The sequence below is a fragment of the Halomonas maura genome (genome assembly GCF_030409305.1).
In the GTDB taxonomy this organism is placed as follows: Bacteria; Pseudomonadota; Gammaproteobacteria; order Pseudomonadales; family Halomonadaceae; genus Halomonas; species Halomonas maura.
The window spans coordinates 279,396-301,409 of the sequence record NZ_JAUFPQ010000018.1; the positions used below are offsets into that span (position 1 = coordinate 279,396).

The 22,014-nt window shown below is 68.2% G+C and carries 23 protein-coding genes and 4 tRNA genes; 4 read left to right on the forward strand and 23 right to left on the reverse strand.

The annotated features are described in order from the left end of the window. Positions 1 to 59: 59 nt before the first annotated feature. The 4 genes from groL to QWY76_RS13430 all read right to left on the reverse strand — a co-directional run bounded on the left by groL (position 60) and on the right by QWY76_RS13430 (position 3,561). Positions 60 to 1,706, reverse strand: a complete 1,647-nt coding sequence (gene groL, locus QWY76_RS13415) for a chaperonin GroEL (protein WP_290311779.1) — start codon at positions 1,704 to 1,706, stop codon at positions 60 to 62. 62 nt (positions 1,707 to 1,768) lie between these two features. After that, positions 1,769 to 2,062, reverse strand: coding sequence for a co-chaperone GroES (locus QWY76_RS13420; protein ID WP_263592104.1), 294 nt, complete (start codon positions 2,060 to 2,062; stop codon positions 1,769 to 1,771). A gap of 206 nt (positions 2,063 to 2,268) precedes the next feature. Beyond that, entirely contained in the window at positions 2,269 to 2,793 is a 525-nt protein-coding gene (locus QWY76_RS13425; RefSeq protein ID WP_290311783.1) for an FxsA family protein, read from the reverse strand. 489 nt (positions 2,794 to 3,282) lie between these two features. Then, positions 3,283 to 3,561 (reverse strand): ComEA family DNA-binding protein, encoded by a 279-nt coding sequence (locus QWY76_RS13430; protein WP_290311784.1) that lies wholly within the window; start codon positions 3,559 to 3,561, stop codon positions 3,283 to 3,285. Between the two features lie 210 nt (positions 3,562 to 3,771). On the opposite strand from QWY76_RS13430, the gene pyrF reads away from it, so the two are divergent. Continuing rightward, entirely contained in the window at positions 3,772 to 4,473 is a 702-nt protein-coding gene (gene pyrF, locus QWY76_RS13435; RefSeq protein ID WP_290311785.1) for an orotidine-5'-phosphate decarboxylase, read from the forward strand. Between the two features lie 4 nt (positions 4,474 to 4,477). Here pyrF and lapB read toward each other — a convergent pair whose 3' ends face one another. From lapB to QWY76_RS13450, 3 genes are read right to left on the reverse strand one after another with little or no spacing between them, the layout of a single operon-like run. Further along, positions 4,478 to 5,662 carry a lipopolysaccharide assembly protein LapB gene (gene lapB, locus QWY76_RS13440; protein ID WP_290311786.1) on the reverse strand — a complete coding sequence of 395 codons (1,185 nt, stop codon included), beginning with the start codon at positions 5,660 to 5,662 and terminating at the stop codon, positions 4,478 to 4,480. Further along, positions 5,663 to 5,968 (reverse strand): LapA family protein, encoded by a 306-nt coding sequence (locus QWY76_RS13445; protein WP_126481005.1) that lies wholly within the window; start codon positions 5,966 to 5,968, stop codon positions 5,663 to 5,665. Between the two features lie 51 nt (positions 5,969 to 6,019). Then, on the reverse strand, positions 6,020 to 6,346 hold the full coding sequence (locus tag QWY76_RS13450; protein WP_290311812.1) for an integration host factor subunit beta: 327 nt from the start codon (positions 6,344 to 6,346) through the stop codon (positions 6,020 to 6,022). 170 nt (positions 6,347 to 6,516) lie between these two features. Between QWY76_RS13450 and QWY76_RS13455 the strand changes: the two genes are divergently transcribed. Beyond that, positions 6,517 to 6,810, forward strand: a complete 294-nt coding sequence (locus QWY76_RS13455; protein WP_183384958.1) for an FAD assembly factor SdhE — start codon at positions 6,517 to 6,519, stop codon at positions 6,808 to 6,810. Beyond that, positions 6,770 to 7,168, forward strand: coding sequence for a hypothetical protein (locus tag QWY76_RS13460; RefSeq protein WP_290311787.1), 399 nt, complete (start codon positions 6,770 to 6,772; stop codon positions 7,166 to 7,168). The genes QWY76_RS13455 and QWY76_RS13460 overlap by 41 nt, the downstream gene beginning before the upstream one ends. Before the next feature lie 75 nt (positions 7,169 to 7,243). Here the strand turns inward: QWY76_RS13460 and nadB are convergent, their stop codons facing one another. The 8 genes from nadB to uvrY form a co-directional block, all read right to left on the reverse strand. After that, positions 7,244 to 8,824 (reverse strand): L-aspartate oxidase, encoded by a 1,581-nt coding sequence (gene nadB / locus QWY76_RS13465; protein ID WP_290311788.1) that lies wholly within the window; start codon positions 8,822 to 8,824, stop codon positions 7,244 to 7,246. Beyond that, positions 8,817 to 9,965, reverse strand: a complete 1,149-nt coding sequence (locus QWY76_RS13470; protein WP_290311789.1) for an FUSC family protein — start codon at positions 9,963 to 9,965, stop codon at positions 8,817 to 8,819. Before QWY76_RS13470 ends, nadB begins: the two co-directional genes overlap by 8 nt. Before the next feature lie 58 nt (positions 9,966 to 10,023). Continuing rightward, positions 10,024 to 10,110 (reverse strand) — tRNA-Leu (locus tag QWY76_RS13475). A 29-nt stretch (positions 10,111 to 10,139) separates the two neighbouring features. Continuing rightward, positions 10,140 to 10,213: transfer RNA gene (locus QWY76_RS13480), tRNA-Cys, on the reverse strand. A gap of 150 nt (positions 10,214 to 10,363) precedes the next feature. After that, a tRNA-Gly gene (locus QWY76_RS13485) sits at positions 10,364 to 10,438 on the reverse strand. A 63-nt stretch (positions 10,439 to 10,501) separates the two neighbouring features. Next, positions 10,502 to 11,050, reverse strand: coding sequence for a CDP-diacylglycerol--glycerol-3-phosphate 3-phosphatidyltransferase (gene pgsA / locus QWY76_RS13490; RefSeq protein ID WP_290311790.1), 549 nt, complete (start codon positions 11,048 to 11,050; stop codon positions 10,502 to 10,504). 74 nt (positions 11,051 to 11,124) lie between these two features. Continuing rightward, a complete protein-coding gene (gene uvrC, locus QWY76_RS13495) occupies positions 11,125 to 12,939 on the reverse strand; it encodes an excinuclease ABC subunit UvrC (protein WP_290311792.1) in 1,815 nt (604 codons plus the stop codon). 60 nt (positions 12,940 to 12,999) lie between these two features. Next, the gene (uvrY, locus tag QWY76_RS13500; protein WP_290311793.1) at positions 13,000 to 13,647 is read right to left on the reverse strand and encodes a UvrY/SirA/GacA family response regulator transcription factor; all 648 of its coding nucleotides are present in this window, start codon (positions 13,645 to 13,647) and stop codon (positions 13,000 to 13,002) included. A gap of 237 nt (positions 13,648 to 13,884) precedes the next feature. On the opposite strand from uvrY, the gene QWY76_RS13505 reads away from it, so the two are divergent. Further along, a tRNA-Ala gene (locus QWY76_RS13505) sits at positions 13,885 to 13,960 on the forward strand. Positions 13,961 to 14,236: 276 nt separating this feature from the next. Here the strand turns inward: QWY76_RS13505 and QWY76_RS13510 are convergent. From QWY76_RS13510 to QWY76_RS13545, 8 genes are all read right to left on the reverse strand, one after another. Further along, on the reverse strand, positions 14,237 to 14,464 hold the full coding sequence (locus QWY76_RS13510; protein ID WP_290311794.1) for a hypothetical protein: 228 nt from the start codon (positions 14,462 to 14,464) through the stop codon (positions 14,237 to 14,239). Positions 14,465 to 14,936: 472 nt separating this feature from the next. Next, a complete protein-coding gene (locus tag QWY76_RS13515) occupies positions 14,937 to 15,152 on the reverse strand; it encodes a hypothetical protein (protein WP_290311795.1) in 216 nt (71 codons plus the stop codon). A 469-nt stretch (positions 15,153 to 15,621) separates the two neighbouring features. Beyond that, a complete protein-coding gene (locus tag QWY76_RS13520; protein WP_290311796.1) occupies positions 15,622 to 16,419 on the reverse strand; it encodes a ribonuclease H family protein in 798 nt (265 codons plus the stop codon). Between the two features lie 280 nt (positions 16,420 to 16,699). Beyond that, the gene (locus tag QWY76_RS13525) at positions 16,700 to 17,686 is read right to left on the reverse strand and encodes a metallophosphoesterase (protein WP_290311797.1); all 987 of its coding nucleotides are present in this window, start codon (positions 17,684 to 17,686) and stop codon (positions 16,700 to 16,702) included. 112 nt (positions 17,687 to 17,798) lie between these two features. Beyond that, positions 17,799 to 18,962 (reverse strand): fumarylacetoacetate hydrolase family protein, encoded by a 1,164-nt coding sequence (locus QWY76_RS13530; protein ID WP_290311798.1) that lies wholly within the window; start codon positions 18,960 to 18,962, stop codon positions 17,799 to 17,801. A 10-nt stretch (positions 18,963 to 18,972) separates the two neighbouring features. Beyond that, positions 18,973 to 20,550: an aldehyde dehydrogenase (NADP(+)) gene (locus QWY76_RS13535; protein WP_290311800.1), complete on the reverse strand. Its 1,578-nt coding sequence runs from the start codon at positions 20,548 to 20,550 to the stop codon at positions 18,973 to 18,975. Positions 20,551 to 20,564: 14 nt separating this feature from the next. Continuing rightward, the gene (gene araD1, locus QWY76_RS13540) at positions 20,565 to 21,551 is read right to left on the reverse strand and encodes an AraD1 family protein (protein ID WP_290311802.1); all 987 of its coding nucleotides are present in this window, start codon (positions 21,549 to 21,551) and stop codon (positions 20,565 to 20,567) included. 172 nt (positions 21,552 to 21,723) lie between these two features. Next, positions 21,724 to 22,014 (reverse strand): TRAP transporter large permease subunit (locus QWY76_RS13545; RefSeq protein ID WP_290311803.1); only part of this gene is annotated, 291 nt, incomplete at its 5' end.

Here is a 22,014-nt window from a genome sequence, read left to right on the forward strand (position 1 = left end):
TTACCGGCGGGGCCTTGGAGGCACGGGGCAGGTCGCGCCTGCCCGGTGGCGGGGGCTGATTACATCATGCCGCCCATGCCACCCATGCCGCCCATGCCGCCCATGTCGGCGCCACCGGCTTCCTTCTCGTCCGGATCGTCGGCGATCATGCACTCGGTGGTGATCATCAGGCCGGCGACGGAGCCAGCGGACTGCAGCGCTGAGCGGGTGACCTTGGCCGGGTCCAGCACACCCATCTCGAACAGGTCGCCGAACTCGCCGGTCTGGGCGTTGTAGCCGAAGTTGCCCTCGCCGTCCTTGACGCGGTTCAGGATGACGGACGCCTCCTGGCCGGCGTTGGAGACGATCTGGCGCAGCGGTGCCTCCATGGCGCGCACGGCGATGGCGATGCCGTGGGTCTGGTCCTCGTTATCGCCCTTCAGGCCGGCGATCTTGGTCAGCACGCGGATCAGGGCGGTACCACCGCCGGGCACCACGCCTTCCTCGACGGCGGCACGGGTGGAGTGCAGGGCGTCCTCGACGCGGGCCTTCTTCTCCTTCATCTCGACTTCGGTGGCGGCACCGACGCGGATGACGGCCACACCGCCGGCCAGCTTGGCGACGCGCTCCTGGAGCTTCTCGCGATCGTAGTCGGAGGACGTCTCCTCGATCTGGGCACGGATCTGGTTGACGCGTGCCTCGATGTCACCATCCTGGCCGGCGCCATCGATGATGGTGGTGTTCTCCTTGGACATGGTCACGCGCTTGGCGGTGCCCAGGTGATCCAGGGTGGCCTGCTCGAGGTCCAGGCCCACTTCCTCGGAGATCACGGTGCCACCGGTGAGGATGGCGATGTCCTGCAGCATGGCCTTGCGACGGTCGCCGAAGCCCGGGGCCTTGGCGGCGGCGACCTTGACGATGCCGCGCATGGTGTTGACCACCAGGGTGGCCAGGGCCTCGCCTTCGATGTCCTCGGCGATGATGACCAGCGGCTTGCCGGCCTTGGCCACGGACTCGAGGGTCGGCAGCAGCTCTCGGATGTTGGAGATCTTCTTGTCCACCAGCAGGATGAACGGATCTTCCAGTTCCACGGCCATGGTGTCCTGGTTGGTCACGAAGTACGGCGACAGGTAGCCGCGGTCGAACTGCATGCCTTCCACGACGTCCAGCTCGTCCTCGAAGCCACGGCCTTCGTCGACGGTGATGACGCCTTCCTTGCCGACCTTCTCCATGGCCTCGGCGATGATCTCGCCGATGCGCTTGTCGCCGTTGGCGGAGATGGTGCCGACCTGGGCGATGGCGTTGGAGTCGGTGCAGGGCACGGCCAGCTCGCTGACTTCCTTGACGGCGGCGGCGACGGCCTGGTCGATGCCGCGCTTCAGGTCCATCGGGTTCATGCCGGCGATCACGCCCTTCAGGCCCTCGGTCACGATGGACTGGGCCAGCACGGTGGCGGTGGTGGTGCCGTCACCGGCGACGTCGGAGGTCTTGGAAGCCACTTCCTTGACCATCTGCGCTCCCATGTTCTCGAACCTGTCCTTGAGTTCGATTTCCTTGGCCACGGAGACGCCGTCCTTGGTCACGGTCGGGGCGCCGAAGGACTTCTCGAGCACCACATTGCGGCCCTTCGGCCCCAGGGTCGCCTTGACGGCGTTGGCCAGGGTATCGACGCCTTTCGCCATGCGAGTGCGGGCATCACTGGAGAACTTGACTTGTTTCGCTGCCATTTTCGTATGCTTCCTGTGAGTTCGTGAACGTCAATATCGAGCGATTGCTAGCGGGTCGTGGCTCAGCCCTCGACGACGGCCAGGATGTCGGACTCGCTCATGATCAGCACTTCCTCGCCTTCGATCTTCTGCTTCTCGACGCCGAAGCCATCCTTGAAGATCACGGTGTCGCCGACCTTGACGTCGAGCGGGCGCACGTCGCCGCTGTCCAGAATCCGGCCGTTACCGACGGCGAGGACCTCGCCACGAGTCGGCTTTTCCTGGGCGCTACCCGGGAGCACGATGCCGCCTGCGGTCTTCTGCTCTTCTTCAACGCGACGGATGACGACGCGATCGTGCAAGGGACGGATGTTCATTGCTCACGTTCTCCTGATGGTTTGCTGTGCCGGGCGTCGCTGCCTCGGCGGTTTTCATCATCATCCCGCGGCGGGCCACGGGGTGAAGGCGTTTCCGCCTTCCGTGTGGATGGCCTCGGCAGGGCCGGGGCCGAAGCTCGTTGCTGTCGGATAAGTGGGGCTGCTGTCGGGGCTTTCAAGGCCCCGGCGAAAAATTTTTTGGCGCGTCAGCCCCGGCGCTCGTCGTGTCCGATGAAGTCGCCCTCCAGGGGCGCGTCCCGGCCATCGGCACGGGCGTCGTCCCGGGCGGCATCGTCGCCGTGGGGCGCGTCGGCTTGCTGCCAGTCGGCATCGCTGCCCTGCCGGGGGCGGTAGCCGCCGGCGTGGACATGCATGCCCTGCATGCGCAGGCCGACCCGGCCGAGCAGCTTGCCCAGCAGGCGGCGCGCATCGGGAATCAGGCACATGAAGCCCAGGGTGTCGGAGAGAAAGCCGGGGGCCATGAGCAGGGCGCCGCCGAAGATCAACGCCGCCCCGGTGAGCAATTCGCCGGAGGGCACCTCGCCACGGGCCATGCGCTGCTGGGCCCGGGCGAAGGTGGCCACCCCTTCGCGGCGAATCAGGTGCAGGCCGATGAAGCCGGTGCCCAGCACCAGGGCCAGGGTCGTCAGCAGGCCGATCTGGCTGCCGACGGAAAACAGGAGCACGAAATCGAGCAGGGCAAAGACGGTGAAGATGAGAAGGAAGGGCATGATGACTCCGCTATGTCGAATGCCAAGGAAATGGGGGCGAGAGAGGGAAAATCAAGCGACCCCGCGGCGACCGAGGCTGCGTCCGAGGGAGGATACGGCGTCGCAAGGTAAAGCGTAGGCCGTCGGTGTCGCCATGACGGCTATCCGACGGCGACGAGATGTCGCCGCGCTCAGTGACCTCGGGAGACCGTCATGATCCGCGAGGTTGGCTGGTCATGATCTTCGCGTGGGGGCGATGGTGCGCGGCTGCACCGAGACGGAAATCACGGCCTCGATGGGCGATGCCATCCTGGAGCGTATCGTTGCCGGCGTGCCCCTGAGGCACCCGGGCCAGCCCCGGAGGTTCGCCGGGCGCGTGGCCTTCATCTTCGGGAACGACGACTGTACCGGAGGGGGATCGAGCGTGACGGGGGCCTGCGACTCTCAGCGAAGACGGCCCCGTGAGGCGGCAGAGAAGGCCACCGGGGCGCGGCCCGGCGGCCCGATGAACTAGAAGCTCACCTGGTCGGCGAGGGCTTCGACAGTGGTCTCGCCGATGCCATCGACCCGGGTCAGGTCCTCGGGCGAGCTGAAGTCGCCGTTGGTCTCGCGCTCCTCGACGATGGCGGCGGCCTTGACCTCGCCGATCCCGGGGAGCTCGGCGAGCAGTTCGGCATCGGCGGTGTTGACGTTCACCGGTGCCATCTCCTGCGCCAGGGCGGGGGCGGCCAGGCCCAGCAGCAGGACCAGGCCGAGAAGGGCGAGACGTTCCTTGAGCAAGCGTGGCATACCGATCTCCTTGTGTCGGTTGGGTGGGGACTTGCGAACAGGCAAGCTGCCTGTCTTCAAGCTAGTGCCGCCAGCCGCTGGCTAAGGTCAGTGATTCCCGCCGGAGGTTGTCAGGGAATGGCGACATCGCGGAGACGACATCCACCACATGCGGTGTCGAGCATGGCTGATATACTGCCCCGGACCACTCACCTCGCCAGGAGCCCGCCCGTGCCCACTGCGTCACCCCTGATCATCGCCCTCGACTACACCTCCCTGGATGCCGCCCTGTGCATGGCCGATCGGCTGGACCCGGCCCGCTGCCGCCTGAAGGTGGGCAAGGAGCTGTTCACCCGCAGCGGACCGGACGTGCTCGAGGCGCTGCACGGGCGCGGCTTCGAGGTGTTCCTGGATCTCAAGTTCCACGACATTCCCAACACCGTGGCCGGGGCCGTGCAGGCGGCCGCCGAGCAGGGCGTGTGGATGGTCAACGTGCATGCCGGCGGCGGCCGGCGGATGATGGAGGCCGCCCGGGCGCGCCTGGAGCAACACGGCCTGAGCACCCACCTGATCGCGGTGACGGTGCTGACCAGCATGGAGGCCGGGGACCTGGCCGAGGTCGGGGTGTCGGCGACGCCCGCCGAGCAGGTCGAGCGCCTGGCGGTGCTGGCCCGGGACAGTGGCATGGACGGGGTGGTGTGCTCCGCCCAGGAGGCGGAGCGGTTGCGTGGGCTGTGCGGGGAGACCTTCCTCAAGGTGACCCCGGGCATCCGGCCGGCCACCGCCGAGGCAGGCGACCAGCGGCGCATCATGACACCCGCCGCGGCCATGGCCGCCGGCAGCACCCACCTGGTGGTGGGGCGGCCGGTGACCCAGGCCGATGATCCGATGGCCGCCCTGGCCGCCATCGAGAGCGAGCTCGACGCCCGCTGAGCGGCTACTCGCCCTCGATGCCGGTGATCGGCTTGGTGGTGCCCCAGCTGCGGCAGCGAGGGCACTGCCAGTGGAGCTGCTCGCCGCTGAAGCCGCAACGGCGACAGCGATGGCGGGGCAGGGACTGCAGCAGGGTGTGGGTGTGCTGCTGCAGCAACGCGATGCGCTCGTCCTCGCTGCCGTGGGCCTCCCGCAGGTAGAGGCGGATCAGGTAGTCCACCGCGCCCAGGCTCGGCTCTCGGTTGAGCTGGTGGGCGACCAGCTCATGGGCCGCGCGGGCGTCGCCATGATGTCGGCGCAGGGTCTCGGCCAGCAGGATGATCACGCTGGTGTAGGGGGCCGTCTCGAGCAGTTCCTGGAGGTACTGGATCAGGCCAACCTCGTCATCCAGCAGCCGGTAGGCGCGACTCAGCGGTTCGAGCATGCTGGGAATGAAGGTCTTGTCCTGGTCGGGGATGCGCTTGAGCAGGCGGATGGCCTGGCGGTACTGCCCGGTATCCAGGGCCATCTCGGCGAGCAGCAGGTTGGCCCGCACGCAGCGGGCATCGGTGGCCAGCGATTGCTTGAGATGGCGTCGGGCCAGCACCGGGCTGGCCGAGCGGCGTTCCTGGTCGGCCAGTTCGCACAGCCAGTGGGCCGCGGCGCGCCGGATGTCGTCGTGTTGCCGCACCAGCTGGGGCAGGGCCACGTCCAGGGCCGCCTGCCATTCCCCTTCCCGTTCGAGCAGGTCGACCAGCAGGCGCTTGGCCGACTGGCGTAGTTCCTCGTCCTGGCCTTCCCTGATCAGCCCCTGGAGCAGGCGCTCGGCCCGGTCGAGCAGGCCCAGGTGGAGGAAGTCTCGGGAGAGCTCCAGCTGGACCCGCTCCTCCTGATCGCCGGTGAGGGTGGGGCGGGCCAGCAGGTTCTGATGGATCTTCACCGCGCGGTCGGCCTCGCCGCGAGTGCGGAAGAGGTTGCCCAGGGCGATGTGGGTCTCGATGGTGTCGCTGTTGACCTCCAGGGCGCCGATGAAGGTCTCGATGGCGCGGTCCTGCTGGTCATTGAGCAGGTAGTTGAGGCCCACGAAGTAGTCGCGGGCCAGGCCGGGCGAGGTAGCGGGGAGGCCAGGGCCTCGGCGTTCGCGGCGGCCCAGCCACCAACCGATGGCGACCGCTGCCAACAACAGGGCCAGCAGCAGAACATCGGGCATTCAGGGGAGTTCCTTCATCTCCTGGATACGCAGCTTGTCGAGTTCCTTGCGCTGCTGCTGGTTGTGGCGCTGGGCGCGGGTCAGCAGGGTGCGCAGGCGCAGGTAGACACCGCTCATGGCGAGCATGCCCAGGAAGACACCCACGGCCAGGGAGGCCAGCAGCCAGACGGAGAGCGAGGCCGCCGGCAACTCGATCCAGATCAGGTTGAGGGGCAGGGCCTGCTGGTTGTTGACGGCAAACAGGATGCCGATCAGCAGCACCGCCAGCAGGATGATGGCCATGATCAGGCCTTTTAGCCAACGCATGTGCTAGTTCCCATGTCGAGTTGAGGAAAGAGAGGAGGGCGAGGTCGCTCGTCAATACCCGAGCGCGCGGCTGGCGTCTACCTGTTCGCGCAGTTCCTTGCCGGGCTTGAAGTGTGGCACGAACTTGCCGTCCAGTGCGACCGGGTCGCCGGTCTTGGGATTGCGGCCGACTCGCGGCTCCCGGTAGTGCAGCGAGAAACTGCCGAAGCCGCGGATCTCCACGCGGCCGCCTTCCGACAGGGTATCGGTGATGTCGTCGAGGATCAGACGCACGGCGGCTTCGACTTCCTTGACCGACAGCTCCGGCTGTCGCATGGCAATCTGCTCGATCAGTTCGGACTTGGTCATCGGTTCTCTCCGTGCGCTCCTGCCTGGGATGGCATGCTACCGAGGGCGATCGTTTCCTCAAAGCATACTGTGCAACTCTCGATAAAACAACGCACTACGACCTTTGCCCCAGGCGGGGGCGCTGGACGGCCGGCGGGTGCCGGCGTCGCGGAGGCTCGGGTATACTGTCGCCACACTCACCAACTCCGACGAGGCCGACCTTGAACGACGATTCGTCTGCCGGCGCCGCCCTGCGCAAGCGCCTCTACTGGCATTCCCGTCGCGGCATGTGGGAACTCGACCTGCTGCTGATCCCCTTCCTCGAGCAGCGTTACGACGACCTGGATGAGAGCGACCAGGCCGCCTATCGCGACCTCATCACCGAGGAGGACCAGGACCTCTTCGCCTGGCTGATGCGCCGCGAGTGGCCGGAGGAGCCCGCCCGGCGACGCATCGTCAAGATGATCGTCGAACATGCCGAAACCACCGACAACGATCACTATCGCACCCTCTAGGCTGGCACTGCTCGCCCATGGCCTGCCGGCCCTGGGCGTGGTCGTGTTGCTGATCCACCAGGCGCCGTCCTGGCTGGCGGTATCGGCGGCGCTGGCGATGTCCGCCGTGCTGTGGGACGTCGCCAGGCGTCGTTCGGCCGGGGACCTGCGGGTCACGCCCCGCGCGTCGGTGGCTCCGGACTGGGCCTGGCGTCCCCGCGGCACGGGCGACTGGCAGGCGGTGCAACTGGACTGCGACTACCTGGGGCCCTGGCTGGTGGGGGTGCGCCTCGATGGCCGACGGCTGTGGGTGTGGCCCGACAGCAGCGATGCGGCTTCCCGGCGTACCCTGCGGCGCTGGCTGGTGTCCCTGCCCTGAATCCGCGCTTCCCGGCGGTTGGGCGTCGACGACCGCCCTGAGGTGCCTCCCAGGCCGGTCGTCGTGTGAGCGGGCTCAGGAGCCGGCAAGGTCGCCGAGATGAATCCGCGAGGGCTGGGGCGACGAATCGCCATGCACGGGGCAATCGGGGTTGAAGTGCAGGCCCCGCGACTCCCGGCGTGCCCGGGCACAGGCCACGGTCAGCCGGGCCAGGCGCAGGGCATGCCACAGGCTCGCCAGCTCCACGTCCGGGGCGGCCTCGGGCTGGCGCGGCGCCAGTCGCGCGGCCAGCTCGGCCAGGGCGTCGGCGGCCTCGTCGAGGCCGGCATCCCGGCGCACGATGGCCACCCGCGCACTCATGATGCGGCGCATCTCGTCGCGCAGGGCCGCGATCTCCTCACCCGGGACCGGGCTCCGGCCGGGCTGCCAGGCCGTCAGGGGGGCATCGCCGGCCGGCGGGGCGTGACGCAGGCGCCGCCCGCAGCTGCGGGCGAAGGCCAGGCATTCCAGCAGCGAGTTGCTGGCCATGCGGTTGGCGCCATGCAGGCCGGTGCAGGCGACCTCGCCGATGGCGTGGAGGCGTGGCACGGTGGTGGTGCCTTCCAGGTTGGTGGTGACCCCGCCACAGCTGTAGTGGGCCGCCGGGACCACCGGGATCGGCGTGTGCGCGATATCCAGCCCGCGTGAGGCGCAATGGGCATGGATGGTGGGGAAGTGGTGGCGGATCGCCGCCTCGCCGAGGTGACGGATGTCGAGCAGCACGTGATCGGTGCCGGTGCGCTGCATCTCGGCGTCGATGGCGCGGGCCACGACGTCGCGGGGGGCCAGCTCGGCGCGGGGGTCCACGCCGGGCATGAAGCGCTCGCCCTCGGCATTGAGCAGCAGCCCCCCCTCGCCGCGCACCGCCTCGCTGATCAGGAAGGGCGCGCCCTCGGGGTCATAGAGGCAGGTGGGGTGGAACTGCTGGAACTCGAGGTTCATCAGTTCGGCGCCCAGTTCGGCCGCCATCATCATGCCCTCGCCGCTGGCCGGCCGGGGGCTGGTGGTATGCCGGTACAGGCCGCTGGCCCCGCCGGTGGCCAGCACGGTATCCGCCGCCAGCAGGCGGTGTGGCTGGCCCTCCTCGTCGAGGCAGCGCGCGCCGCGGCAGTGGCCGGCGCTGTCGCTGATCAGCCCGATGGCGGTCAGGTCGGTGCGCAGGACGATGGCGGGATGGGCCTGCACGTGAGCCATCAGGGTCTCGACCACGGCCCGCCCGGTGGCGTCGTCGGCGTGGATGATGCGCCGTGCCCCGTGGCCGCCTTCCCGGGTCAGGTGATAGGGGTAGCCGGCCTCCGGGTCGGGGTCCGGCGTGAAGGGCACGCCCAGTGACAGCAGCCAGCCGATGGCGGCGGGGCCCTGCTCCACGGTGAAGCGCACCGCGGCCTCGTCGCACAGGCCGTCGCCGGCCACCAGGGTATCGGCGACATGGGCCTCGACGTCATCCTGGGGCGAGAGCACCGCGGCGATCCCGCCCTGGGCCCAGCGGCTCGCGCCCTGCTCGTCCCGGGCGGGCTGCAGCAGGGTCACGCGTCGCCGGTCGGCGACCTCCAGGGCCAACACCAGGCCGGCGATACCGCCGCCGATGATCAGCACCTCATGCTTGCTGTCAGTCATCTGGCTGTCCTTGTTGATGGGCCGGCCCTTCGCCGGCGCGGCGGTCGAGGAGGCCGTTGCGCGAGGCGCGCCGGCGCAGGCGCTGGCTGGGCAGGCGCTCCAGGCCGCCCAGTCGCTCGATGAGTTCGCCGCTCAGGCGAGCGAGCTCCCGGTTGAGCCACAGGTAGCCGCTGGGGCTGAACAGCGCGCGGCCGTCCTCCCCGTGGGCATCGGCGGCCAGGCCGGCGTGGCGCTGCAGCTCGAAGGGCGCGACGCGCACCTCGACGGGGTGACCGGTGCGCACCTGGAAGGCCAGGGTGCCGATGCCTCGGGCCAGGGTATGCTGCTGATCGCGAAGGCCGCGCATGGCATCGATCCGGTCATGGCCGGCGCGGGTATTCCAGTGGGTCTCCAGCAGCAGTTCGACGGTCGACAGCATGCGCCGCTGCAGGGAAATGATATCGTCGAGCTCGCCCCGGCGCAGCCGCCCCTCGCGGTGGATGGCGTCGACCATGCCGCGCTGCTTGACCAGCAGGCCGCTGCAGGCCTTGAGCAGCTCGCGGGTGTCCAGGTCCGGCGCCGCGGTGGCCGAGGTGTGGGCATGGTAGAGGCGGGCCAGGCGATCCAGGTTGTCGGCCAGCATGAAGCGCAGCATGTCGGTGGCCTTGTGGGGCAGCACCGCCACGGTGACACCGATGCCGATCAGCGTGCCGAGCAGTACATCGAAGCTGCGCCACAGGGCCACGCCGAGGTCCTGGTTGCCGTTGCCGACGACCAGCAGCAGGCTGATGGCGAACATCAGGCCGGCGTAGCCATAGCGCTTGCCGAAGGTCATCCAGGTGCCCAGGGCGATGGCCAGCAGGGTTCCCAGCGGCACCAGGCCGGACCAGGGCAGCGGAGCGGCGGTGATCAGCAGCAGGCCCCAGGCCGCCCCTAGCAGGGTGCCGAGCAGGCGTTGCCGGCCCTTGTCGAGCACGCCGCCGATGTGTGGCAGGTTGCCCATCACCATCACGGTGCTGACCAGTGCCCAGCCGCTGTGCTGGATCGCGAAGAGTTCGGTGACGGCGTAGGTCACGCACAGGGCGAGGGCGACACGCAGGACGTGCAGCTTGCGGCGGTGACGATGGCTGAAGTATGGATCGCGCAGACGCGCCAGGATCATGAAACGACGCCCCGTTCGATGGCCGGGCTCAAGGTGAGTCGAAACGCTGACTGCGGTATGGTGCCCGGAGCCGGGCTCGAACCGGCACGGTGTTGCCACCGAGGGATTTTAAGTCCCTTGCGTCTACCAATTTCGCCATCCGGGCGGGGTTCGAGCGGGCTGCTACAGGAAAGATGGAGGCTGGAGTCGGAATCGAACCGGCGTACACGGAGTTGCAGTCCGCTGCATAACCACTCTGCCATCCAGCCTCATGAGTCGTGCCATTCGTCGGGAATGGAGCGGGAAACGAGATTCGATGGGGCTGCCATCGGTCGGACCGGCGTACCGGCTCGCGACCCTCGCGTCGCACGCATTGACTCTATTGTGAGTCAGTCTTTTCCAGCCGTCTCGAGAGACGTTGGAGCGGGAAACGAGATTCGAACTCGCGACCCTCGCCTTGGCAAGGCGATGCTCTACCACTGAGCTATTCCCGCCTGACTCGAGGACGCATTATACGGATAAGTCGGTGACTGTCAAACGCTTTTCTCGGCCTGCCGTTACATCGAGTCGCTGAGATGCGGCCAGGCGGCGCGCAGGTACTCGATCATCGACCACAGCGTCAGCAGGGCGGCCGCGTAGAGGGTGACGACCCCCAGCATGGCGACGGGCGTGCCCGGGGCGAAGGCCAGCAGCAGCAGCAGGGCGATCATCTGCAGGCTGGTCTTGAACTTGCCGATCCAGGACACCGCCACCGTGCCACGCTTGCCCATCTCGGCCATCCATTCGCGCAGCGCCGAGATCACGATCTCACGGCCGATGATGACCAGTGCCGGCAGCGTCAGCCAGCTGGCGTCGTAGCGCTCGATGAGCAGGGCCAGGGCCACGGCGACCATCAGCTTGTCGGCCACCGGATCGAGGAAGGCGCCGAAGGGCGTGGACTGGTCCCAGCGCCGGGCCAGGTAGCCGTCCAGCCAGTCGGTCACCGCGGCCAGGGCGAACAGCCCCGCGGCGAGCGGCATGCTCCAGGCGAAGGGCAGGTAGAACAGCACCACCAGCAGCGGGATGAAGACGATTCTAGCCAGGGTCAGGATATTGGGGATGTTCATCGGGAGCTGCGGTCCTTGCCTGTATGAAGAGGGGATGCCGAGACGTCGGGCCATTCTATCCAGCTTGGCGACGCTCATCCATGCAGGGCACGATGAATCGCCTCGGCCAGGGTGGCGCTGATGCCGGGCACCCGGGCGAGTTCCTCCCGACTGGCCTGCTTGACCCCCTGCAGGCCGCCGAAGAAGCGCAACAGTTCGCGGCGCCGCCGCGGACCGACGCCGGGGATTTCCTGCAGGGTGGAGGTGCGGCGGGTCTTGTCGCGCCGGGCGCGGTGGCCGGCGATGGCGAAGCGGTGCGACTCGTCGCGGATGTGCTGCAGCAGGTGCAGGGCCGGCGAGGTGCCATCCAGGTCGAGGGTGCGGTCCACGGTCTCGATGAACAGGGTCTCCAGCCCGGCCTTGCGGGTGGTGCCCTTGGCGACCCCGAGCAGCCGCACGCCGGTGACCCCCAGCTCGGCGAATACCTCCCGGGCCATGTTGAGCTGGCCCTTGCCGCCATCGACGATGAGGAGGTCAGGGCGTTCGCCCTCGCCCTCCTTCAGCCGCCGGAAGCGGCGGGTCAGCGCCTGGCGCATGGCGGCGTAGTCGTCGCCGGCTTCGACGCCCTCGATGTTGAAGCGACGGTAGTCCGACTTGCGCGGGCCGCTGGCATCGAACACCACGCAGGAGGCGACCGTGGCCTCGCCATGGCTGTGGCTGATGTCGAAGCACTCCAGCCGCGCCGGCGTGGCCTCCAGGGCCAGCGCCTCGCGCAGGGCCTCGAAGCGTTTGGCGAGCTGGTTCTGGCTGGCCAGCTGGCCGGCCAGCTGCTGCTCGGCGTTGGTGCGGGCGAGCTCGCGCCACTGTGCGCGGTGGCCGCGGACCTGGTCGGTGACGCGGATGCGCTTGCCGGCGCGCTCGCCCAGGGCGTGGGCGAGCAGGGCGGCGTCGGGCAGCGGGTGGCTGGTGATCACCTCGGCGGGGATCTCACGGCTCTGCCCCAGGTAGAATTGGCTGACGAAGTCGCCGAGCAGGGCCTCGGGCCCCAGGTCCAGGCCGTTGGCGGGCTCGTGGTGGCGGGCGCCGAGCAGGCGACCCTGGCGCAGGGTAAGCACCGAGATGCACAGCGCGCCGGGGCGCGTGGCCAGGGCGAAGACGTCGGCGTCGCCGCCGCCGGTATCGACGAACTGGCGCTGCTGCAGCTGGCGGAGGTGCTGGATCTGGTCACGCAGCCGGGCCGCCTCCTCGAAGTCCAGCGCCTGGCTGGCCGTCTCCATGTCCCGGGTCAGCTCGCGGGTCACCGCCTCGCTCTTGCCCTCCAGGCACTGCACCGCATGCTCCAGGTCGCGTCGGTAGTCGTCCTCGCCGATATGGCCGACGCAGGGAGCGCTGCAGCGGCCGATCTGGTACTGCAGGCAGGGCCGGGTGCGATGGGCGAAGACGCTGTCCTCGCAGTTGCGGATGCGAAAGATCTTCTGCATCAGCGACAGGCTCTCGCGCACCGCGCCGCTGCTGGGGTAGGGGCCCAGGTAGCGGCCGTCGTCGTGGCGCGCGCGGGCCCGCTTGTATTCCAGGGCGGGGAAGGGGTGACGGTCGGTGACGAAGACGAACGGGTAGGACTTGTCGTCGCGCAGCAGGATGTTGTAGGGCGGGCGCTGCTCCTTGATCAGCGTCTGCTCGAGCAGCAGTGCCTCGGTCTCGCTGTTGGTGACCGTGACCTGGATGTCGGCGATCCGCGAGACCAGCGCCTGGGTCTTGGTATTCAGGGCGCCCCGGAAGTAGCTGGCCAGGCGCGCCTTGAGCCGGCGGGCCTTGCCCACGTAGAGGGTCTCGCCCTGCTCGTCGAGCATGCGGTAGACCCCGGGGGATTCGGTGACGGTATCGAGGAAATGACGGGAATCGAAACTCATCGTGGCGCCGGTGAAGGATGAAACGGGAGCGTCATCCTATCAGACCCGCCGCCGGGCGAGTCATTCCACTTCGCTGAAGCCATCCACCAGGCCGTGGCGCAGGCCCAGGTGGGTCAGCTCCACGTCGGAATGCACCCCGAGCTTCTCGAAGATCCGGTACCGATAGGTATTGACGGTCTTGGGACTCAAGAACATGCGGTCGGCGATGTCGGCCACCTTCTGGCAGTTGACGATCATCATCGCCACCTGCAGCTCGCGCTGGGAGAGCTGGTCGAAGGGGTTGTCGCTGGAATCGATGCGCGACAGCACCAGGCGTTGGGCGATCTCCGGGCTGACGTAGCGTTGGCCGGCGAAGACCCCGCGAATCGCCTGGACCATCTCGTCCTGCTGGCAGCCCTTGCTGATGAAACCGTGGGCGCCGGCCTCCAGCAGCCGCTGGGCGAAGGCCTCCTCGAGGAAGGCCGTCAGCACCAGGATGCGGACGTCGCTGGTGGAGCGGTGGATCTTGCGCGTGGCTTCCAGTCCGCCGATGCCGGGCATGCGGATATCCATCAGCACGATATCCGGCTTGAGCTGACGCGCCTGCTGGATGGCCTCCTCGCCATCCGCGGCCTCGCCGACCACGCTGATGTCGGCCTCGGCATTCAGCAGGTGGGCGATGCTGGTCCGAACCAGGTGATGATCATCGGCAACGAGAACCCTGATCAAGGCAGGTGCTCCTGAACGAAATTGACAATGGATGGGGAGACTGGCCACGGCATGACGCTGGCACGATGCTCGTCACCCGGGGGCTTGCTCACGATGCCCTAAGCGTGGCACAACATCATCCTAAGGGGAATTGGTGTCAGTCCTCAGAATGATTTTTCTCATGCCTGGGTTGACGGTCCGACGATCGGGGCGTAGTATTTGCCTCGTTCTCGCAAGGCAGGAACGGCGAGACAGCGTGGGGCCTTAGCTCAGCTGGGAGAGCGCAACACTGGCAGTGTTGAGGTCAGCGGTTCGATCCCGCTAGGCTCCACCAACAAGTTCCAAAGAATCAGCCGCTTGGTGCAATGCACCAGGCGGCTTTTTCGTGTGCCCGTAATACATCCGAAAGACACTCGAAACAATCAACACGGCTATTATCGCTCGGCTCGTTCCCAGCTCCCCCTCCATGCCCAACCCCGGCTATTAGCAAGTCGTCGTCGAGGCCTCATCGGTTACCTGCCTATGCTCGAGTGCCCTCTGACGGGCCGCCGCCATCCGTTCCTCGTACGGCAGCCTCCAGAAGTCGAGCGGGAACCTCAGGCGCCGGAACTTAGCTCCTCTCCAGTCGCCGATGCCGGCCGGTCGTCGTCCGCCCGGGGTGGGCGCGCAGGGGTCGCTCGCCGGAGAGCAGGACGTCGTTGCGCAGTTCCGGGCGCACGAGATCATTCTGCTCCAGGCCTGACAGCAGTTCAGCGGCCTCGAGGCTGGAGCCGGTGAGGCGGCGGCGGGTGGCGGTGGGATCTTGCGGGCCCTGCGAGGGGCGGGCGTGATGGCTCATGTCGGTCTCCTGGTCCCCTGCGATGGACGGCAAGCGCCGACCCAGGGGAGAGGAGCCGTGCGCCGCTTTAGCTGCATTTCTATCCCGCCCGCAAGTTGGTGCTTAAATCGGCGGCAGCCCGGATCCCGGGCAACAAAAAACCCGCTCAGCATGTGCTAAAGCGGGCCTCTGGCAGTCGCTTTAGCCGGATTTGTAGAGCGCCCGCAAGCTGAGATTCAAATCGGCGCTGATAGTGAAATTAAACTGCGTGGCCAGGCATGTCAACGGGGGCAGGAGACATGGCGAGCATGGGGGGGCGGCGGGTAAGCCGCGGCACTCGGGCCGGAGCGGATGGCCGGTGGCGGCAGGGCACCGTCGCATGCAGGCTCCCTTGTCGAGTGGGCGAGGAACAGGATGGTCGATGGGCGTAGGGCTGAGCCTTGCTCAGCGATGCCCCGCCTGGCCCCGGCGGGGGGCTTGTGAACGGTCGTGCCTAACTGCTCACCGTCCATATCTGTAACAGAGGCTCTTTCATGCCGTTGCGTCTGGCGAGGTATTCGACCTCCCGTCGCGCATTGGCCAGTTGCTCTACGGTCATCGGGCCATCGTCTTGATCGCGACGAGAAGTGGCGACGGTTCGGGCCGCCGAATGAATGGCGGCGATTCCGGCAGGCGGGCGCGTCGAGTTGGCAGCGTGCTGGGTGTGCATGGGACCACCTCCAGTCCAGGGAGAAGGGCTAACCGTCATGCTGAAAATGCTGTAGCTGACTTCTCTTGTAACGCTAGTACACAAATTGTTACGCAAAAGGCCTGCTTTTCTCATACTTGCCAGGGTTCACGCCGTAGTGATGCCTAGTCCTTCCTGCTGCTGAGTAGCTCCTACCTTGCATCCGGCGTGCTGGCCCAGGTCAAGCGCACCGGCACCGCCGCGGCCCGGCGACAGCTCTCGCTGGGCGACAGCCCACGGACGGAAGCCCACCCCCAACGCAGCCGGCATCCGGTGGCGACCCTGGTCCGGATGCCGTCACACCAGACCTGCCGCGACAGCAATGCCTGGCCATTGCGCTGCCAGCGGCGTAACACCGAATGCCGGGAGGCTCTCGCGGCAGCGAGAACCAGACGGCGAGGTCCCGGGCGGCCAAGGACCATTCGCGCGACGGGAAACGAGGGGGCCGGCATCAGCCCCGCTTGAGCTTGAGAATATCCGCCACGCAGTCGCTGTCTCGGTAACGGCAGAACTCGCGCTCCTGCCGGTCGGCCCCATACATGGCCATACGGTCTGCCAGCTCGTTGCCTTCGACGCCGGCGTGGCCCTTGACGTGGGCGATGGTCACCGCCGACTTGAGGCTTTCATAGAGGGCATGGGTGGGCTGGATGATCTCGGGGTTCTTGATCGCCTGGCCATCGGCCTTCTTCCAGCCGCGCCTCTTCCACCCGCTGGCCCACTTGGTGATGGCGTTGATGGTGTAGGTGGAGTCGCAATGGATCCGCACGGTTGCCCCCCGGGCGATCTCCTCCCGAGCCACGCGGAGTGCCTGGTGCAAGGCATTCAACTCGGCAGTGTTGTTGGTTCCCTTCGGGTTGTGGAGCCCATACCAGAGTTCGTCCAGAGTGCCGTTGCGGTAGATCGCCATGCCCGAACCGGCATCCCCGGGGTTGGGCTCACAGGCACCGTCGCAGTAGATCTCCGTGTCGTAGGTTCTGGAGGTGTCGGGTGCTGGCGCCGTCGGCCGGCGTGTCGTGCGTCCCGCAGACGCCGCGCCCGCGCTGCCCGATGCCTTCGCCTTCTTGGCGGGGGCGGCGCCTCGAGGGCCTTTCGCGAAGGCGGCTTCGGCATCTTCCCGGGTCGGGAAGGACTTGTAACGGGCCTTGGGGAAGCCCTTCACCTGCTGATCGCATTCGGCCCAGGTGGTGAAGATCCCGGTCTGCCGGCCGACCCAGACGACATAGAACTTGGGTCCTTTCCTTGCTGCCATGCGTCGCTCCGTGGCTGTGATGGTCTGGGGGGTGAGGAGAGGCTGACCTTTGCAGGCCGGGATCGGTCCGTCAACACGGTTTTCGGTCGCTCGCTATGGGTCTCGTCATCGACGCTGGGGTCGCGCTGGGTATCCGCCGGCGGACCCTTCCCCTCGAGGGCGGATCCAGGCCTGCCGCCCTAAGCTTTGTCTGAAAAGTCGACGAGCGATGGCCAAACAAGGCAAAAATCGGAGAAAAGACGGAGTTTACGCGGTGTAAATGAGTACTTTGATCCGATTTTTAACGCCGGATGGGCGAGCGCAGGCAGTTTTCAGACAAAGCGTAGGGTGTGACCCAGACGAAGTGGTCGGCCTGCAACTGCTCCTCGCCGTCCCAGCGATAGGCGCACAGCTTGCTTCCCCCCTCGCTGTGCGAGGCATGTGAGGCGGCGATGCTGTAGTCCAGGCAGGCAATGTGTGGGGTGAGGGGACGCGGCGTGCCGGTGAGCCAGTAGTGACCCACGAACAGTGGCTTGCTGCCCTCATATCCCGGCAGCACATCGCCGGGGATGGGCTCGTGGGGAATCTCCTCGATGGCCTCCGGTGGCACCAGGGCGAGGTCACGGTAGGTGAGCCGGTCGAGTTCCCACCAACGCGTGCGCACGCGGCGGCGGGGGTTGCCGTCCTTGTCGAGGAACTCGTACCCGGTCGGCAGTTCCACCTCGAGTCCCTTGAGCAGGGTCTCCAGCGCCTCGAGGGGGGCGCTGCCCTCGCGTACCAGATCGGGCCAGGCCGCAGGCGGGATCCGGCCCTCGTCGTCGAGTCGCGAGGCAAGCGTCTCCAGCGAGGGCGGGTGCCAGCAGGCGTGAACGACGCGCAGCCCGGGGAGATCGAGGTAGAGCGGCAGCGTCCTGAACCAGGCGATGTGGTCACGGTGCAGGGGGCTGCCCTCGCCGACCTGGTCGAGATAGGCCTGATGCTGGCGTCGGTGCTTCGGCGAGTGGCGGCGCAGCATCTCGCCCGGCCGGGACGGGTCCGGCGTGGCCCAGATCACGGCGTTGAACTCATGATTGCCCATCACGGCCAGGGCGTAGCCGGCTTCGACCATCGCGCGGGCGATCCGGACCACCTCGACCTGTTCCGGTCCGCGGTCGACGAAGTCGCCGAGGAAGATCACCCGGCGTTCGGGATGTGACCAGACACCGCCGCGCTCGCGGTAGCCGAGTCGCGCGAGCAGCCCTCTTAGCGGGGTGGCGTAGCCGTGGATATCACCGATGAGATCGAACATGGGCCTTCCTTCGCGGGGACGGGCCGCCGTCGAGGAATGCTTGAGGCACCAGGGCGGCCGTCGCCAAGGATACCCCACTTTCACCGGTCCGTTCAGGCGGCGAGGACGCGTGTCAGCCCCGTCGGGTCTGGTAGGCCAGCCAACGCCGGATGCCGAAGGTCCAGGGCGGCAGCCGGTCGCTACGGTCGACACGGTTGACCAGGGTCCCGAGCCGCGGGGAAGCGATGCGCACGATGTCACCGACATGGTGCGTGAAACCCTGGCCCTCGCCGTCGCGATCCTGGATCGGCGAGAACATGGTTCCCAGAAACAGCATGACGCCGTCGGGGTACTGGTGATGGGGGCCGAGGGTCTGGCCGACCAGGTCCAGCGGGTCGCGGCTGATCTGGCGCATGTCGCTGGCGTCTTCCAGCCGGAAGGCGTCATCGGCCCCCTCGATCCGCAGCGAGACCATGGCGCTGCGCACGTCATCCATGGTGAAGCGTTCGTCGAACAGGCGGATGAATGGCCCGATGGCGCAGGAGGCGTTGTTGTCCTTGGCCTTGCCCAGCAGCAGGGCGCTGCGGCCCTCGACGTCACGCAGGTTGACGTCGTTGCCGAGGGTGGCCCCCTTGGCCTGGCCGGCGGCGTCCACCGCCAGCACGATCTCCGGCTCCGGGTTGTTCCACGCCGAGGCCGGATGCAGGCCCACGCCGTGCCCGAAGCCCACCGCCGACAGCGGCTGGGCCTTGGTGAATACCTCGGCGTCCGGACCGATGCCCACCTCCATGTACTGCGACCAGGCGCCACGGGCCTGCAGCTCGGCCTTGAGCCTCATGGCCGCTTCGGAGCCCGGGACGATCTTCGACAGGTCCCCGCCGATCAGCCGATTGAGCTCCTCGCGCAGCTCACCGGCCCGGGTCGGGTCACCGCCCGCCTGCTCCTCGATCACCCGCTCCATCAGGCTGACCGCGAAGGTCACCCCGCAGGCCTTGATCGCCTGGACGTCGCAGGGAGCGAGCAGGTAGGGCGCCTCGGGCGTGTCCCGCAGCGAGTTCTCCAGCAGGGCCTCGACCGGGCCCAGGTCCTCGCCCTCGACCGCGGCCACGAACGCGACCGTGTCGTCGCGGTCGAGCAGGTCGGCCATGCAGGTGCCGCTTGCGGTGATGTCGAGGACCCGTCCCCGGCGGACCACCACCAGGGCCGGGCCCTGGCGGGGTGCATCGCGCCAAACCCGGCCGACCAGCAGGGCCTGGTCGGCATCCTCGGGCAGGGCGAAGCTCATGGTATCCGACATGGTCGTCTCCTCAGGCCTCGCGCTGGCCGTCGACCAGGCGGCTGACGCCGGCCGGGTTGCCGTCCTTGAGCGCCTCGGGCAGCAGGCCCTGGGGCAGGTTCTGGTAACACACCGGGCGCAGGAAGCGGTGGATGGCCGCGCTGCCCACCGAGGTGGTGCGGCTGTCCGAGGTGGCCGGATAGGGGCCGCCATGGACCATGGCGTGGCACACCTCGACGCCGGTCGGCCAGCCGTTGGCCATCACCCGGCCGGCGCGGCGCTCGAGGATCGGCAGCAGGCCGCGGGCGGTCTCGAGGTCGCCGTCGTCCATCTGCAGGGTGGCGGTGAGCTGGCCTTCCAGGGCCTCGGCCACGCGCGTCACCTCCGCCGGGTCGGCACACTCGACCACCAGCGCGGTGGCGCCGAAGACCTCGGCCTGCAGCGCCTCCTCACGCAGGAAGTCCTCGGCGGCGGCCACGAACAGCCCGGCCTGACAGGCGTTGGGGCCGTCACCGGCCGGGCCGCGGGCGACCTCGCGGGCCTGGCTGCTTTGCAGGAGACCGTCGACACCCTGGGTGTAGGCGTCATGGATGCCCGGGGTCAGCATGGTCTGGGCGGAGGCCGCCGTCACCGCCTCGGCGGCGGACGCCACGAAGGCGTCCAGGGCATCGCCTTTCACGCCGATGACCAGCCCCGGGTTGGTGCAGAACTGGCCGGCGCCCAGGGTCAGCGAGCCGACGAAGGCCTCGCCCAGCTCGGCAGCCCGGGATTCCAGCGCCGCCGGCAGCAGGAACACCGGGTTGATCGAGCTCATCTCGGCATAGACCGGGATCGGCTCGGGGCGCTCCTGCGCCGCCTTCATCAGCGCCGTGCCGCCGCCGCGCGAGCCGGTGAAGCCCACCGCCTTGATGCGTGCATCGCGCACCAGCGCCTGGCCCACCTCGCGGCCGGAGCCGTAGAGCAGCGAGAACACGCCCTCGGGCAGCTCGCACCTGGCCACGGCCCGCTGCACGGCGCGCCCCACCAGCTCGGAGGTGCCGGGGTGGGCGGAGTGCGCCTTGACCACCACCGGGCAGCCGGCGGCCAGTGCCGAGGCGGTGTCGCCGCCGGCCACCGAGAAGGCCAGAGGGAAGTTCGAGGCGCCGAACACGGCCACCGGGCCCAGGGCGATATGGCGCTGGCGCAGGTCGACCCGCGGCATCGGCGTCCGCTCCGGCAGGGCCGGGTCGAGGCGCACGTCGAGCCATTCGCCGGCGCGGACCACCGAGGCGAACAGGCGCAGCTGGCCGCAGGTGCGGCCGCGCTCGCCCTCGAGGCGCGCCCGGGGCAGGCCGGACTCGGCCATGGCGCGTGCGATCAGATCATCGCCGATGGCCTCGATCTCGTCGGCCACGGTCTCGAGGAAGGTCGCGCGGGCCTCGAGGCCGGTCTCCCGGTAGGTCTCGAAGGCCGCCCAGGCCAGCTCGCAGGCCCGCTCGACCTCGGGCTTGCCGCCCGCGGCGTAGGCCGGGGACAGGGTCTCGCCGGTGGCCGGGTCGATGGCATGGATCGCCGGGCCGTCGCTGGTCACGGCCGCCTGGCCGATGAGTTGCTTGCCTTCCAGGGTCATGGAGCCTCCTGAGGTCACAGGGAATGAACGGGGGTATCGGTGGCCTCGGTGTCGAACGCCAGCGGGTTGCGCAGCGTGCGGCCGAAGGCCGGCAGACTGATCTCGAAGCGATCGCCGTCGCGGGTCTGGATGCCGTCGGCGAAGCTCAGCGTCGCGGTGCCGAAGAAGTGCACGTGGACGTCGCCGGGGCGCCGGAAGCCGGCATACTTGAAGTGGTGATGCTCGAGGTTGGCCAGGCTGTGGGCCATGTTGGCCTCGCCGGTGAGAAACGGCTTCTCCCACAGGGTCTCGCCGTCGCGCACGATGCGGCTCGTGCCCTCCAGGTGCTCGGGCAACTCGCCGATCAGCAGCTCCGGGCCGAAGCTGCAGTGGCGGAGCTTGGAATGGGCCAGCCACAGGTAGTTGAAGCGCTCGGTGACGTGGTCGGAGAACTCGTTGCCGATCGCGTGGCCGACGCGCCAGGGCCGGCCGTCGTCGCCGATCACGAAGAGCCCGGCGAGTTCCGGCTCCTCGCCGGCGTCCTCGGCGAAGGCCGGCACCGGCAGCGGCGCCTCGGGGGCCACCACGCAGTCGCCGTCCCCCTTGTAGAACCACTCCGGCTGGGCGCCGGTCTCGCCGGCGGCGGGCTTGCCGCCCTCCACGCCGAGCTTGAACATGCGCATCGAGTCGGTCAGCTCGGACTCGTCCGCCTGGGTCTTGGCGTGCATGGAGGCGCGGGTGTCGGCGCTGCCCAGGTGGGTCAGGCCGGTGCCGGTGACCAGGCAATGGGCCGGGTCGGGGTGGGTCAGCGGCGGCAGCAGGCGCGCCTCGTCGATCAGTTGTTGATAGTCGAGGCGCGTCTCGGTCAGGGCGGCCTCGACCACCTCGCCCAGCGACCGGCCGTCGGCAATGGCGCGGCGGGCCAGGGCGTAGGTGTCGGCCTCTAGCAGCCGGACCGTCGTCTCGCTTTCGACCAGGGCCGCGCGGGGCCGGTCCTGATGCAGGCATTGGATGATTCGCATCGTGTGATTCCTCGGCTTCCGGGTCAGGGGCGGTGAGCACCGAAGTGCTGCCATCATACCGCCGGACCCCAGTGTATGTGCAACATATAAATCTATATGTTGATTATGGTGCTCGGTTGTCGAGTCGAAGGAAAGGCGACAAGGGCGTCGCCCTTCCTCGCGTCGGCGGTGCTCAGCCCACCAGCCACATGGCCAGGTTGGGCCAGAACAGCAGCGCGAAGAGCACGCAGAGTTGCAGGGCGATAAAGGGCAGCAGCGAGACGAAGATGTCCTTGAGGCTGACCTCTGGCGGCGCCACGCCCTTGAGGTAGAAGGCCGCGGGGCCGAAGGGCGGCGACAGGAAGGACACCTGCATGTTCACGGCGAACAGGATGCCGAACCAGATCGGGCTGTAGCCCAGCTGCTCGACGATCGGCACGAAGATCGGCAGGGTCAGCATGGCCACGCCGATCCAGTCGAGGAA